The sequence below is a fragment of the Rhodococcus sp. IEGM 1379 genome, from assembly GCF_030056815.1.
Lineage (GTDB): Bacteria > Actinomycetota > Actinomycetes > Mycobacteriales > Mycobacteriaceae > Rhodococcus_F.
Genome location: NZ_JASHKR010000082.1, coordinates 1 through 14,091 on the forward strand (window position 1 = coordinate 1; position 14,091 = coordinate 14,091).

Sequence of the window (14,091 nt, forward strand, 5' to 3'; positions counted from 1 at the left end):
CGCTGTCGTGTCGGTAATGATTCGTCGGAAGGATATCGGGTCAAGGATAAGGTTGGCTGACCACCCAGCAAGGCGAGTACAGACGGAGGGGCGTTGGCGGGCCAGGGAAAGAAAAAGATCGGCTCGTTGGAAGAGCATCGACGACGCACAGTTCGCGTACTTCTCGCGGTGTGCGTCGTTGCCGTGGTGGCTATCGCAGCGGTGCTGGCGGTGGCTCTCGGATCCTCCGAGGAACCCACTCAGAACGCGACAGTGACGACGGCTCCGCAGCCGACGCCGGTAACTCCGTCGCCGCAGGTGGTGCCCGTTCCGGCGGATGCGCCGATGCCGTCGGAAGCAGGAATCGCCGCGGCTATCGGTCCGGCTGTCGCGAACCCGGATCTGGGGAAGTTCTCCGGTGTTGTCGCTGACGCATTGACCGGGAAGGTGCTGTGGAGCGTCGACCCGTCGACGCCTATGACACCGGCGTCCACCACCAAAATTCTCACCGCCAGTGCGGCGCTGTTGAAGTTGCCGCTCGATCACAGGGTGTCGACAACGGTTGTTGCGGGTTCGGTACCGGGGCAGGTGGTGTTGGTCGGTGGCGGTGACCCGACACTGACCGCCACGCCCAAAGGCCAGAGTGGGTACTACGCCAATGCGGCGCACATTGACGACCTGGTCGATCAGATCAAGGCGTCGGGAACAGCCGTGGACAGCATCGTCGTGGACAGCAGCCTGTTCAAGGGCGAGACGATGGCCAAGGGGTGGTTCGACGCCGACGTCGCTGCTGGATACATCACGCCTATCGAGTCCGTGATGATCGAGGGCGGTCGCTTCGACGGAACCAAGGACGAATCACCGCGCTCGGAAACACCGGCATTGGATGCGGGCAAGGTTCTGGCCAAGGCGCTCGGCGTCGACGAATCCAAGGTCAGCGCAGGAATTGCGCCGGCCGGTGCCAAGCCGATCGCGACCGTGCAATCCGCGCCCCTGAGTGACCGCTTGATGCAGATGATGGACCATTCCGACAACGTGCTCGCCGAGACCATCGGACGTGAGGTGGCGATTGCATCAGGCATCGAAGCCTCGTTCGCCGGTGCCGTCGACGCGACCGGCAAGACTCTGCAGGCAGCAGGTTTCGGCTACACCGGTGTTTCGCTCTTCGATTCGAGCGGGTTGTCCGTCGACGATCTGATTCCTGCCGAAGTTCTCGATCGTGTGATGACGGCTGCCGCGGGTGACGGGGATCCGAAACTTCGCCCGCTGCTCGACTACCTGCCCGTTGCCGGTGGAACGGGCAGTTTGTCCGACCGCTACGCGTCGGGCAACAGGACCGGCGCAGGCTGGGTGCGAGCCAAGACGGGAACTCTGTCGACCGCGAGTGCGTTGTCAGGTTTTGTAGTCGATCAAAACGGCCGAGTGCTCACCTTTGCTCTCATGTCGAACGATCGACCACCTGAAGTGAGCCGTCCAGCCCTGGACGCCATCGCCGGAGCATTGAGGAATTGCGGGTGCCAATAGTGGCCGACAAGACTCCTGACGAAGAATCGACAACCCTGGGTGGGGCAGTCGATTGGAGTCTCGCTGCGAAGGCCGGCATCAAATTTGCTCCTAACGGTCCCGCGATGTCGAGGTACACACTCGAAACCGCCACGGCCGAACTGGCCGACGCGTCGGAGCGCGCTGAGTTGCCGGTGCGTGAAGTCACCGGCCTCGCCGACGGCCTCCCCGTCCCCGCCGCTGATGTCCTCGATCGCGCCGGCTGGATTACCGCAGCATCGCGGTCGATGGCGAACCTCACCGGAGCAGATCCGGACGGCACCGGAAACTTTCTGGTGGGCAAGCCTGCGGGTCTGCAGGCCGGCGCGATGCTCGCGTACCTGTCGTCGGCGATTCTCGGGCAGTACGACCCATTCACCGGTGAGCACGGAACGCTGCTGCTCGTCACACCGAACATCGTGTCCGTCGAACGTTCTCTGCGACTGAACCCGAGTGACTTCCGGCTCTGGGTTTGCCTGCATGAAGTAACTCACCGCGTGCAGTTCTCGTCGTCACCGTGGTTGGCGGGATACATGAAGGAATCCGTCGAAACATTGAGTGCGACGGTCGACGAGTCGATGACGGACGTCGTCGGGCGCCTCGCCGCGGAACTACGGTCCCGGAAAGACCCGGCCGCTGCAGACGACTCCACTCCCGGCGGAATCATCGGGCTGCTGCGGGCATCGCAGGCGGAGCCGCAACGCGACGCTCTCGACCGCATGCTGATTCTCGGAACGCTCCTCGAAGGCCACGCCGATCACGTCATGGATGCCGTCGGACCCGCCGTGGTGCCGTCGGTGACCACGATTCGCGCTGCCTTCGACAAACGTCGACAGCGCAAGTCCAACCCGGTACAGCGCATCATCAAGATGCTTCTCGGCATGGACGCCAAGATGGCGCAGTACGTCCGAGGTAAGGCATTTGTCGACGCCGTCGTCCTCAAGGCCGGGATGGAGCAGTTCAACACCATCTGGACGGGTCCGGACACTTTGCCGTTGCTCGACGAGATCGACAACCCCGACGCGTGGGTGAAGCGAGTGCTCGGCTAGATGTTGCTGCCTGAAACTGCGGCGCTGTTGGAATTGAGGCTGGCGGTGCGGGCGTGGCTCCGCAGGCATCAGTCGCACGGCACTGTTGTCGTGGCTTTGTCGGGTGGTGCCGATTCGCTTGCTCTGACGGCGGCTGCGGTGGCCGAGGCGGAGTCGGTCGACGCCTTGATCGTCGACCACCGCCTCCAGGAGGGTTCGGGCGATGTTGCTCGCGCTGCCGCAGATCAGGCCCTGTCATTGGGAGTCCGATCAGTTCAAGTGCTGGCAGTTGACGTGGACGGCAGTGGAAGCCTCGAGGCGGCAGCCCGTGATGCCCGCTACCGGGCTCTGGACGGCGCCAGGGGAGACTTGCCGGTCCTTCTCGGGCACACTCTCGACGATCAGGCAGAAACAGTTCTCCTCGGGCTTGCCCGGGGATCCGGTGGTCGCTCCATTCAGGGAATGCAGGCCTGCGACTATCCGTGGGGCCGCCCACTGCTCGGTGTGCGACGGTCGGTGACCCGGGCAGCCTGCGTCGACCTGTCGATCACGCCGTGGGAAGACCCACACAACACCAACGACGAGTTCACTCGCGTCAGGTTGCGGCACGAGGCCCTGCCGCTTCTCGAAGAGATCCTCGGCGGCGGCGTTGCCGAGGCACTGGCTCGCACCGCAGCGCAATTGCGTGAGGACGGAGAGGTCCTCGACGAACGTGCCGCGACTGTTCGTGGACTCGTTGTTGTCGACGGGGGAGTGGAAGTCGCCACACTCGCGGATTCGGCGAGCGCTATCCGTAGGCGCGTCATCCGGAGCTGGCTTCGTGATCGTGGCGCAAAAGCATTGACGGACAAGCAGTTACGTGCAGTCGACGCACTGGTTACCGATTGGCGCGGGCAAGGTGGTGTCGCGATCGGCGGCGGAACCCCGGAGGCGAGGTTGGTGGTGGTCCGTCGACGTGGCAGGCTGACCGTTGGATTCGAAGACCGACGAAGGGTTTGACGCGTGTACGAGGGTGACATCGCATCGGTATTGATCTCGGAAGACCAGATTCGCCAGCGAACGGCAGAACTGGCTGAGGAGATTGCCAAGCGCTACCCGGTCGGTGCACCCGAGGGTGACCTGCTGTTGATCGGTGTCCTCAAGGGCGCTGTTTTCTTCATGACGGACTTCGCGCGGGCCCTGCCGATTCCTGCACAGTTGGAGTTCATGGCTGTCAGCTCCTACGGTTCCTCGACGTCCTCTTCGGGTGTTGTGCGCATCCTCAAGGACCTCGACAAGGACATCGCCGGCCGCCACGTGCTGATCGTCGAGGACATCATCGACTCCGGTCTCACACTCTCGTGGTTGATGCGCAACCTCAAGACCCGTAACCCCGCTTCGCTCGAGGTTGTCACGCTGCTCCGCAAGCCTGACGCTGTGAAGATCGACGTCGACGTGCGTGACGTCGGGTTCGACATTCCCAACGAATTTGTTGTCGGATACGGCCTCGATTACGCCGAGCGTTACCGCGATCTGCCGTATATCGGTCTGCTGGACCCCGAGGTCTACGGCGGCTGAGGCCGCTCGCTTCTGAACTGACAGAGTGCGCACGCAAGCTTGCCTCGTGACAAGTGATTCTGCATCTGGAGGCCCGTCTACGGGTCTCCAGTGGTGTGGTTTACCGACAGAGGTTTGAGGGTGCAATCTTTCTGCGTCTCCGTTGGTGGTGGCGTCACTTCAGACAAGCCGGATCACGGCTAACGTAAATTTTTCACTTCCTGCGCTACCGTTCAGTCGCGAGGCGACACGGAGGTATGGGGTTGATGGACGATTTCTACGATGTATTTGCAGGTTGGGCGAGGAAGACGTCGTTGGAATCCGCGCTTAAGCGTTTCAAAGGCAGGCTTACCGCGAAGGAACTCGACGAGTTCGAAGCGGAGTACCGCAGCCACCTCTCCGGAGTGATCAACACCGGCCCGCCGATCATTCACGGTCCGCGCGAGCCTTGGTATGCGGGACCGAACGAGAGTGCCGATACCTACTGGCCTGCCCTCGAGCGCTACATCCGAGGAGACCTGTCGTGGCCGAGCGATCGGGTTGAATCATTGGACGGCTCGTCCAACAAAGTGATTGCTTACACACCCCGCCCCAGTGAGTCGTCGTGGGATGCAAAGGGGCTCGTAGTGGGCTACGTGCAATCGGGCAAGACCACCAACTTCACTGCAGTGATCGCGAAAGCCGCGGACGTCGGTTACAAATTCATCATCGTATTATCGGGAATTCACAATGGGCTCCGAAAGCAGACCCAGGAGCGACTTGATGAGCAGCTTCATAAGCTCACGCCGACGAAGTGGAAGCAACTGACGAATGCGGACGACGACTTCCGAGCGCCCGCCATGCAGTCGACGGCCCTTCTTCACGTCGATGACAGTGGAGTAATCCTTGCCGTCGTGAAGAAGAATGCCGCGGTTCTGCGGCGTTTGGACAAGTGGTTGCAGCCGGCAGTCAAGCAACGAGCTTTGACTGATGTGCCGACACTCATTATCGACGATGAGGCCGATCAGGCAAGTGTGGAGACTCGCACTATCAACCCACTGATTCGGGGAATCATCGAGAAGCTCCCGAAGAGCACCTACATCGGGTACACGGCAACGCCATTTGCAAACATTCTGATTGATCCTGCCGGCGGTGACCTGTACCCCAAGGATTTCATCCTCAATCTTCCTGAGCCCAAGGGCTACTTCGGCACTGAAAAGATATTCGGTCGGGATGCGGTCGAGGGGGACGAGGCGAATGGGAAAGACCTCGACGGCTCCAATATGGTGCGCATCATTCCTGACGAAGACGTCGACGATGTGCGTCCGTTGGGGAAAACCGCCACTGCAACTTTCATACCCTCTATTCCGCCGACGCTCGAGAATGCGTTGGATTGGTTTGTACTGTCCACGGCTGCGCGACGTGCTCGCGGTGATGCCGGGCATTCCACGATGTTGATTCACACGTCGGTGAAGACGGACATCCATCGCCAGTTCAAGGGCCCCTTGGTTGCATATGTGGAGAGACTTTCAAAGAATTGGGCGGCCGATGATGCGTCAACCAAGGATCGCTTGCGAGCGCAATGGAAATCCGAGACCGGAAAGGTGCCCTCTTCCGAATTCGATTTGAACTCACTCGAATTCGATGAGGTGTCGACAAAAATTGAAGATGTCTTGTCGGCCTGTCGAATCGTCATTGACAATTTTCGAAGCGATGACCGACTCGACTACTCGAAGGCCGGCCAAGTTGCTATCGCAGTCGGAGGGAACACGCTCAGTCGCGGACTGACGTTGGAGGGTTTGACCGTCAGCTACTTCGTCCGCGCTGCGGGTGCATACGACACATTGCTGCAGATGGCAAGGTGGTTTGGCTTCCGGCCCGGCTACGAAGACCTGCCTCGAATCTGGATGACTGAGGAGCTGCGACAGTGGTTCCGGCACCTTGCGACGGTTGAGCGTGAAATTCGACTGGACATTGAGAGATACGAGTCCGAGGATCTGACGCCGACGGAGTTCGGTGTTCGAATCAGAACTCATCCCACACTCCGAATTACAGCGAAGATGGGCGCAGCTATCCCCGCCTACGCGTCGTACGGCGGCCGACGGGTGCAGACGCGCTACTTCCACACACAAGACGCGGAGTGGTTGTTACACAACAAGGACGCTGCCGACGGACTTGTCTCTCGTGTTCGCACAAAAGGAATCGAAGGCGACGTCTTGGACTCCGGCTCCGTGCTGTTTCGCGATGTGGATGCGGACGATGTGCTGACCTTCTTGGCCGATTACAACGTACATACGGATTCGCCAGACCTCGACGCCGAGCTGATCACCAAGTATGTCGTGAAGCAACGGAGGAAGAGCAGTCTCGACAAATGGAACCTGGCAATCTTGGCTGCGGAGCCGGGGAAAGACAAGGGGTTTGTCAGGCTCGGCGGGTTCGATTTCGGGAGGATCGTTCGATCTCAGCTCAAAGATGACGGTGTCGAGCGTGCTGACATCAAGACTCTGATGTCGAAGGATCATCGTGCGGTTGACTTCATGCCAGGGACTGCCGCCAGGAAGCTGAGTGAAGGCGCACTGATGGATGCGCGAGACAAAGATGCAAGCGTGCAGCGAAAGGGCCTACTTCTCGTGTATCCGATCGATCCGCTGTCGGAACCGTTGGAGCAGAACAAGGATTCAAGGAAGCCTCTGAATGCAGTTGAAGACGTAATCGGCGTGGCTCTCGTCTTCCCCGGTGCTGCTGACGACACAAGCCCGGTTGCCCAGACCTACGTCAGTGTTGACCTGACCGATGCCGAGATCGAATCCAATCAGGACGAACTCGATGAACTGGTAGGCACGGAGTCCAATTGAGAAATTCAAAGGCCGCGGATCGATCACAGTGGTGGTCACAACGGGTCGCTGCAGAGGGGTCTACGGCATCTGAAGGTATTCGTCGACAACTCGGGAAACCCAAGCTGGATCCGCTGACCGTTCTCATCCGCGAGGCAGCCCAAAATAGCTGCGATGCAGCGCTTCCCGGTCAGGATGTCGACTTCAATGTGCAGATTCGTCAACTAACCGGCAACAGGCTCGAACGGTGGCGGGAGTTCCTTCTCCCCGGACCAGTAGGTGCGTCGCTTGGTTTGGCGGAGGCACTGGACCGACAGCCGACTATCTTGACGATTTCTGATCGTGGCACGACTGGTCTAGGTGGTCCTCTTCGAGCAGATGAACCGCCCCGCGAGGGGGAGCGGGCCGACTTCGTCAAGTTCATCAGAAATGTCGGGGAAAGAAAGGGCGTCGACCTGGGGGGAGGCTCCTACGGATTCGGCAAAGGAATCCTGTACAACGTCAGTCGGTGCCATGTGATCGTGGCTGACAGTCGTTGCATCTTCCGAGGTCGGCCGCAGCGTCGATTGATCGGTGCTGCGATGGGCGATGGATTCCAAGACAAGGGTGTTCGCTACACCGGACGTCACTGGCTTGGTGTGCTGGAGGGCGAAATCGCGCAGGCATTGGTAGATGGCGATGCTGAAGAGATGGCAACGGCCCTCGGCTTGCCGAGGTTTACAGAGGGGCAAACCGGTACGACTGTAGCGATCATCGATGTTGATCTGGGAGCAGTTCGAAACGGCGATGTAGAGCAGGAACGCACACCGGAGTCGGCCGCCGAGTTTATCGCCTCGACCATGTTGTGGAACCTGTGGCCGAAGATGATCGACGGCGTGGAAAACCGCCTGCGGTGCTCAGTTAAGTTCGAGGGATTCACTGTCCCCATACCCAATCCAGCTGAAACGATCGAATTGAAACCATTCGTCGACGCTTATCGAAAACTATCGCTGGATGGCGAATACGATGTGCCAGCTCGAAGGACCAAGCCTCAGGAGATCGGTCGTTTCGCGAAGGTTGAGTCGATGGCGCCCATCAAGCAGAATTATCTGCTGTCGCTGGCTGCCCCATTCAGTGGCGCCGCACACCACTGTGCGCGAATGCGTCAAGCGGATCTGGTCGTAAATTATGTATCTGGAGATCCGCATCCGGATGAAGCGATTCAGTATGGTGCAGTCTTCAAAGCCGGCATTGATGCCGATCAATACTTTTCAGATGCCGAGCCACCCACACATGATGATTGGGTGACCAGTGGGCTACATGGCACGGCGCTGGGTGTCGTCCGACTCGGAACCACGTTCGTGAAAAGTAGTCTCAAGCCTTCGGTTCGAGATGTCGATGCTGATTTACATCACGAAGCCGCGTTGGCTCCACTCGCGGGACGGCTGTCGGGTCTTGTGTCAGGCGCATCCGGAGATGGTGCTGGGCAGCTAGAGCGACGAGCACACAAGTCAGGGAAATCCGGTGGCCGTTCCGCATTGAAGCCAAAGATTGTGGAGGGCCCGCAACTGACCGTGCTTGGAGATGAGGCTCTTGTAGTCGCAACAGTCGAGTTGCCCGCGTGGCCCACGACCAAGTCAGTGGTAGCAGAACCCATCGTTGTAATCGACGGTGGTATTGAGTCGCGGGGGCACTTGGAGCAGCCAGTGATTGTGGGCTGGGACTGCCCGGAAACGGGCGAAAATCGAGTGGGGAGTCAAATTTCCGTTGCGCGAGCGGACCCTCGAAAATGGATCGTTTCCATGAGGCCGCCTAGGGACGCCGTTGTGAGGCTTACTTTCGTTGTCGAGGATGTAATCTGATGGCGGTCAAAGACGTTCGTCCGTATTTCGTGCCGAGTTCCGAGAGCGTGAAGCCGTCGAGTTGGTCTCGGCTGGTTGAAGGTGAGTGGGAGCCGCTGGGAGAGGCTGTCGAGAATTGGGACTACCGCTCAGGGCTTCGCCTGCGGTGCAACATTATTGCGGATCCGGTGATGATTCGGGCCAATACGCGACTCGACGACGGCTCGCCTCTGGCATTTCACTTCGGGTGGCGAGCATTGGATACCTATCTCGTCGGACCAACGACGCGCGTGCCTCTCGTCGACGAGCAGTTCGATGTCGAGATCGAGGTTGATCCGCAGTATGCGGGTGCAACTATCGCTCTGACCAGGAGGTTGGTGCTCGAGCGGGATCGATTGAGTCCCTTGGCTGGGGAGGCCCGCCATGCGGGCTCCATCCTTTGGAACGATGAGCAACCGCTTCGCCTCACCGGCTCCGAAGCAATGTTTCCCACAGAAGTCGTAGATTTCGCGGCTTTCGGAATCGATGAGGGTGCCAGCTGGCATCTTCGAATGCCGCTGAGTCCCGACGAACCCGCGATGGGTGCGTTATTACTCCTGATTAATCCCTTGGACAAGAAGCTCGTCAAGGCGGTTCAGAAGGAGAAGAACCACACGGATGAGCAGTTGGTTCTGATTCAAGAGATGGAAGAGGGCCTGGTGGAAGAGATCGTCCGATGGTCGCTGGCGCGTTGGGATGAGCTTGAAGGCTGTGATCGCGAATCATTCGGTGCCGCAGCACGTTCGCTTGCTCTCAGGGTGCTGATTGACCCACCCGCGTGGACGGCCGAATCGATGCTTGGCTCCTCGATGGATTTACGCAGTTCCATCGTGGCAGGGGCGCGTTCTATTGGATTTGGGCGGACAGTGTCATGACTGAACTTTGGCCCCGGCTGAGTCTCGCGTTGGGAATGGTCGAGTTGCGAAAACTCGACGGAGATCCCGCACAGATGGCTCGTTCAGCGCGCGCTAGGCACCCCCAGATGACCTATGCCGCCAGCGGCGGGAGGCGTATCGGAGAGTCTGGTGTGCAAGAGTTGGCAGACTCGATTCGAACAATTGCGCACGATTGTGGGTATCCGAGCGAGGTAGGGAACGCGGACCTGATTCGCTTTGATCGCGTTGCTGCAGAAGAGATTCATCGGACTATGCAGATCACGTCAGTGGAGGCGGCTCACCGCGAAGTGTGGAATTTCCTCGCTATCGTGGTGATGCCGGACATCACCCGATGGCGATTTCCAGGCGAGAACGTTGAACGTTGGATCGCAACTGACCTGACACGTCACATGTTTGCGCGCTTATGGTGGCAAGCAATGACTTTCGCAACTGTGGTTGACGGTGTCCCGGACTATTCGCTCCTTCGCAAACTCTCGGAAAGTGATCTCAACCAGATTACCGAGCGCAGGTCTATAGCAGGAGTAACTCCTCTCGCACGTTCGATTGCTCGCATATTGATCGAAGGTGGAGGAGGGGGAGGACGGAGAAAGGTTCTCCGCGATGCTGTGCCTAGACTGCGTCGGTTGATGGCGTTCATGGACTTCTCAGTACTGAGCGACGATCAGTTGGACGATCGCGTCCGCGCAATCTTTCGTGAAGTCTCGCTCGAGGCCGTTCAGTAGAGCCGACAGGATTGGTACTCGTTTAAGATTGCGTTCGTACTGCTCAATCCTCCTGGTATCTCCGTCGGGGCACCCAGAGCGCGACGGTCATTGTGGACGTACCGCTATCACACGGGCGGTTGATGATCGCAATTGCCTTGGACGTGTGGGAAGTCGGTCCTTGCGTATCGGCTGCGGTTCGCGAAAGCGAATATCAGTTCGACTACTCGCTCTATATGACGTCTACGATGAGCAGGTGACAGAGCAGCTGCATGATGGATCGGTGTCAACAGCCGGTGTCGTAAACTTCGCCGATATGGACGACAATCGCAGCCCGCAGCGTGATCTGTCCATGCACTCAGTTGTGGACCTGTTCGCAGGTCCCGGTGGCATCGACGTTGCTGCGACCTGGCTCGGAATGAGCGCCGAGGGCGTCGAGTGGGACGACGACGCTGTCGCAACGCGAATAAATGCCGGCCTGAAAACGAAGCATCGTGACGTACGTGAACTAGGTCCGAAAAATTTTCCCAAAGCAACGATTCTTGCCGGGGGGCCGCCGTGCCAGACTTTCACGGTAGCGGGATCCGGTAGTGGCCGGAACGCTCTTGCGGACGTGCTGCAGCTGGTCAATCGCATGGCTCGGTTCGACGATGTCTCGGCGTCGCTGAAGAGCCTTGATGACGAGCGCACAGGGCTGGTGTTGGAACCCTTGAGGTGGGTGATAGAGGCGCTGAATGCCGGTCGCCCATATGAGGCGATAGTTCTGGAACAGGTGCAGACGGTCCTTCCAGTGTGGGAGGCGATGAAACCAGTTCTGGAGTCGTTCGGTTACAAGGTCGTGTGTGTGGTCCTGCGGACCGAGGAATTCGGTGTTCCGCAGACTCGACGTAGAGCAGTGCTGCTCGCGAACCGAACGGTGACGCCGATCCACCCGGTACCGACGCACCAGTCGTACAGAGCCGGTGCCGTGCGGGGAACTGGTGCATCACATTTACTGCCTTGGGAAACTATGGGTTCTGCTCTGCCGAAGAAGCGCGGATGGTTCGAGGTTGTGTCCAACTACGGCTCGGGCGGTATTCCCTCCGCACGAGGGCGGCGAACATCGGAACAGCCGTCGGCCACGGTGACCGGCAAGATATCGCGAAACCGCATTGTCGACCATATGGGTGTCGAACAGGTCCGGTTTTCCCCCACTGAAGCTGGTCGACTGCAGACCTTCCCTCTCAACTACCCGTGGGCCGAGCCTGGTTGGGCTCAGCAAGTAGGAAATGCGATGCCGCCAAGGTTGGCCGTTCATGCGCTGGCTGCAGCATTCGGTCGCGTACCGGTGAGCTCACAGCTGGATACGAAGGTTGACGGGACTTGGAAACGGTCACGTTCGACCGATACGCCAGTTGAAACTGAGATTCCTGATTTGATTGTGGAAGGCGCCTTGGACCTTAATGCCGTTGCAGTTTGATGGCTTTGTAATCGGCGTGGGTGCAGGAATGCATGTGGCGAGTCCAAATTAGCTTGCAGAACCATTCAGCACGGCCAGTCCGAGGACTGGGCACCTAGCCGATACAGTCCTCACAAACGCTTTGAGGCATCTGTCCGATTTCGTGCTGCAGTAACTGCTGGTGGAGGACTAACAGGTGAGTCAGTTTGGTGGGCAGTGGCGTCCATATCCACTTTGGGGAGGACGTGGCGATTGGTGTAGCGAGGAAGTTGTAGGAGTCCATGCCTACATCGATGCGATCATGTCCACCTTGGGTTCCGATTTCGATCCGGGAGGTTCGATCGTCCGACGGACTGTCGAACTCATCCCGGAACCTGGCAATCCCCATGACCGATATGCAGTTTCGGTCAGGGCCTCGAATTATTTGCTCGGCTATTTGGCGCGTGAGCGGGCGATACTGTTCCATAGTCGTTTGATGGATCTGATCAACCGCGGATTGGTTCCGACAGTGCCTGCAGCGATCCGGGCATACGACCAGAATCGTTGGGACGATACACCGGGCACTCCCGTGGATTTGTCAGTCTCCGTCGAGATTCAGCTCAGCGACCCCCATCTGTTGACCCCGGGGAACGAGCCACCTGAGATTCCGTACACGCTTCTGCCGCCCGGTAGTTCAGTGCAGGTCACCAAAGTCGACGATCATTTTGATGTGCTTCGGCGCTTTGTCGAGCCTGAAGGTGAGCTGGAACTTCTCGTCACTCTGCATGAACTTGATGTAAGTACTGCCAAGACGGACAAGTGGGTAGTCGAGATTCGTGTCGACGGCCATCGCATCGGGCAGTTGACTCCGCAATCCAGTGCGAAGTTCTTGCCGGCCATTCGTCATCTCGACAGTCGTGGTCTCGTCACTGTAGGGAGGGGATGGTTTCGGGGGTCGTCCGTGTCTGCGCAGGTGTCTTTGCTGGCAGCGAAGTCGCATGAGCTACCCGAAGACTTCCTCACTGGCGAGCCTCAGACAGTTATCTCCCTGAACCGGCCTCGTCGGACACCAGTTGTGATGGGCGGTGCTCAGTCGGTTGCCGCTGATTCAACTCCTACATTCTCGATCGACATGGACACATCCCGTCCATTGACGCCGTGGCAACAGAAGGAAGCAACCAAACTGTTGCTCGCAGCGTCGGCCGAAGTCGGTTTACGAGGTTTCCCTGCGTCCGAACCATATGTGAGTACGAACTCGATCAAGGCTGTTGTGTTGGAGAGTCATTCGGAAGAGATTTTGGCTGCGCTGGCGGGCGTCGAAGAATCGGATTTTTCATTGGCAAACAGGTATCGGTCGGTTCACTGATTGCTTGGTAGTCGGGATTCGGAACCGTCCGACAGATACATGATGAGCAATCGCCTGCGTGTTCGCTCACAAAACGATGTTGCGCCTTAGCTCGGGAACCTGACGGGCACGGTCGTCGTTGAGATAAGTGACGACCATTTGAGCGAGCTGCATGGCTGCTGACGGGCACAGGTAGGGCCGATCACGGTAACCTGCAGGTGTCGGTTGACAGCCGGCGGCGACCGGCAGACCCGCACTCCCGAAAGGACCGGCCACATCGGCCGACCTGTATGAACCGTAAGACTGTGTTCCGTAACGTGCTACTCGTAGCCGTAGTGCTGTTGGTGATTTACGCCTTCAGCTACTTCGGCAACGACACCCGTGGCTTCAAGACCGTCGATACGTCGGTCGCGATCTCCCAACTCGACGCCAAAAACGTCAAGTCCGCGCAGATCGACGATCGTGAACAGGTCGTTCGCCTGTGGCTCAAGGACGGCAACGACGCTACCGACGGCCAGACGCAGATTCTCGCGAAGTTCCCCGAGAGTGCGTCGCAGGAGATCTTCACCGACATCCAGAATGCACAGCTCGAGAAGTTCAACACCACCGTCACCACCCAAAGTTGGGTGACGTCGATTCTCCTGTTCGTGCTGCCGATGATCATTCTGTTCGGCATCTTCTTCTTCGTCATGAACCGCATGCAGGGCGGCGGTGGCCGCGGCGGTGTGATGGGCTTCGGTAAATCGAAAGCCAAGCAGCTGTCCAAGGACATGCCCAAGACCACGTTTGCCGACGTCGCCGGTGCGGACGAAGCTGTCGAAGAGCTGTACGAGATCAAGGACTTCTTGCAGAACCCGGCCCGCTACCAGGCCTTGGGCGCAAAAATCCCGCGTGGTGTCCTGCTGTACGGACCTCCCGGTACCGGTAAGACGCTGCTCGCTCGCGCTGTCGCAGGCGAAGCCGGCGTTCCGTTCT

At 58.9% G+C, this 14,091-nt stretch carries 11 protein-coding genes; all 11 read left to right on the forward strand.

Annotation, left to right across the window (positions count from 1 at the left end; genetic code table 11):
* Nucleotides 1–93: 93 nt before the first annotated feature.
* Entirely contained in the window at nucleotides 94–1,503 is a 1,410-nt protein-coding gene (gene dacB, locus QM600_RS24980; RefSeq protein ID WP_283264366.1) for a D-alanyl-D-alanine carboxypeptidase/D-alanyl-D-alanine endopeptidase, read from the forward strand.
* Nucleotides 1,503–2,570: an Rv3626c family coenzyme F420 biosynthesis-associated protein gene (locus tag QM600_RS24985; protein WP_283264384.1), complete on the forward strand. Its 1,068-nt coding sequence runs from the start codon at nucleotides 1,503–1,505 to the stop codon at nucleotides 2,568–2,570. The genes dacB and QM600_RS24985 overlap by 1 nt, the downstream gene beginning before the upstream one ends.
* Nucleotides 2,571–3,548 (forward strand): tRNA lysidine(34) synthetase TilS, encoded by a 978-nt coding sequence (tilS, locus tag QM600_RS24990; RefSeq protein ID WP_283264367.1) that lies wholly within the window; start codon nucleotides 2,571–2,573, stop codon nucleotides 3,546–3,548.
* Between the two features lie 3 nt (nucleotides 3,549–3,551).
* Nucleotides 3,552–4,106: a hypoxanthine phosphoribosyltransferase gene (hpt, locus tag QM600_RS24995; protein ID WP_283264368.1), complete on the forward strand. Its 555-nt coding sequence runs from the start codon at nucleotides 3,552–3,554 to the stop codon at nucleotides 4,104–4,106.
* Between the two features lie 245 nt (nucleotides 4,107–4,351).
* Nucleotides 4,352–6,919, forward strand: a complete 2,568-nt coding sequence (locus QM600_RS25000) for a Z1 domain-containing protein (RefSeq protein WP_283264369.1) — start codon at nucleotides 4,352–4,354, stop codon at nucleotides 6,917–6,919.
* A complete protein-coding gene (locus QM600_RS25005) occupies nucleotides 6,916–8,739 on the forward strand; it encodes a hypothetical protein (RefSeq protein ID WP_283264370.1) in 1,824 nt (607 codons plus the stop codon). The genes QM600_RS25000 and QM600_RS25005 overlap by 4 nt, the downstream gene beginning before the upstream one ends.
* The gene (locus QM600_RS25010) at nucleotides 8,739–9,632 is read left to right on the forward strand and encodes a hypothetical protein (RefSeq protein ID WP_283264371.1); all 894 of its coding nucleotides are present in this window, start codon (nucleotides 8,739–8,741) and stop codon (nucleotides 9,630–9,632) included. Before QM600_RS25005 ends, QM600_RS25010 begins: the two co-directional genes overlap by 1 nt.
* Nucleotides 9,629–10,375 (forward strand): DUF6339 family protein, encoded by a 747-nt coding sequence (locus tag QM600_RS25015; protein ID WP_283264373.1) that lies wholly within the window; start codon nucleotides 9,629–9,631, stop codon nucleotides 10,373–10,375. The genes QM600_RS25010 and QM600_RS25015 overlap by 4 nt, the downstream gene beginning before the upstream one ends.
* A gap of 235 nt (nucleotides 10,376–10,610) precedes the next feature.
* Nucleotides 10,611–11,813 (forward strand): DNA cytosine methyltransferase, encoded by a 1,203-nt coding sequence (locus QM600_RS25020; protein ID WP_283264374.1) that lies wholly within the window; start codon nucleotides 10,611–10,613, stop codon nucleotides 11,811–11,813.
* Nucleotides 11,814–12,093: 280 nt separating this feature from the next.
* Nucleotides 12,094–13,137 (forward strand): hypothetical protein, encoded by a 1,044-nt coding sequence (locus QM600_RS25025; protein WP_283264375.1) that lies wholly within the window; start codon nucleotides 12,094–12,096, stop codon nucleotides 13,135–13,137.
* A 269-nt stretch (nucleotides 13,138–13,406) separates the two neighbouring features.
* Nucleotides 13,407–14,091: ATP-dependent metallopeptidase FtsH/Yme1/Tma family protein (locus QM600_RS25030; protein ID WP_283264376.1), on the forward strand; the 685-nt coding region annotated here is incomplete at its 3' end.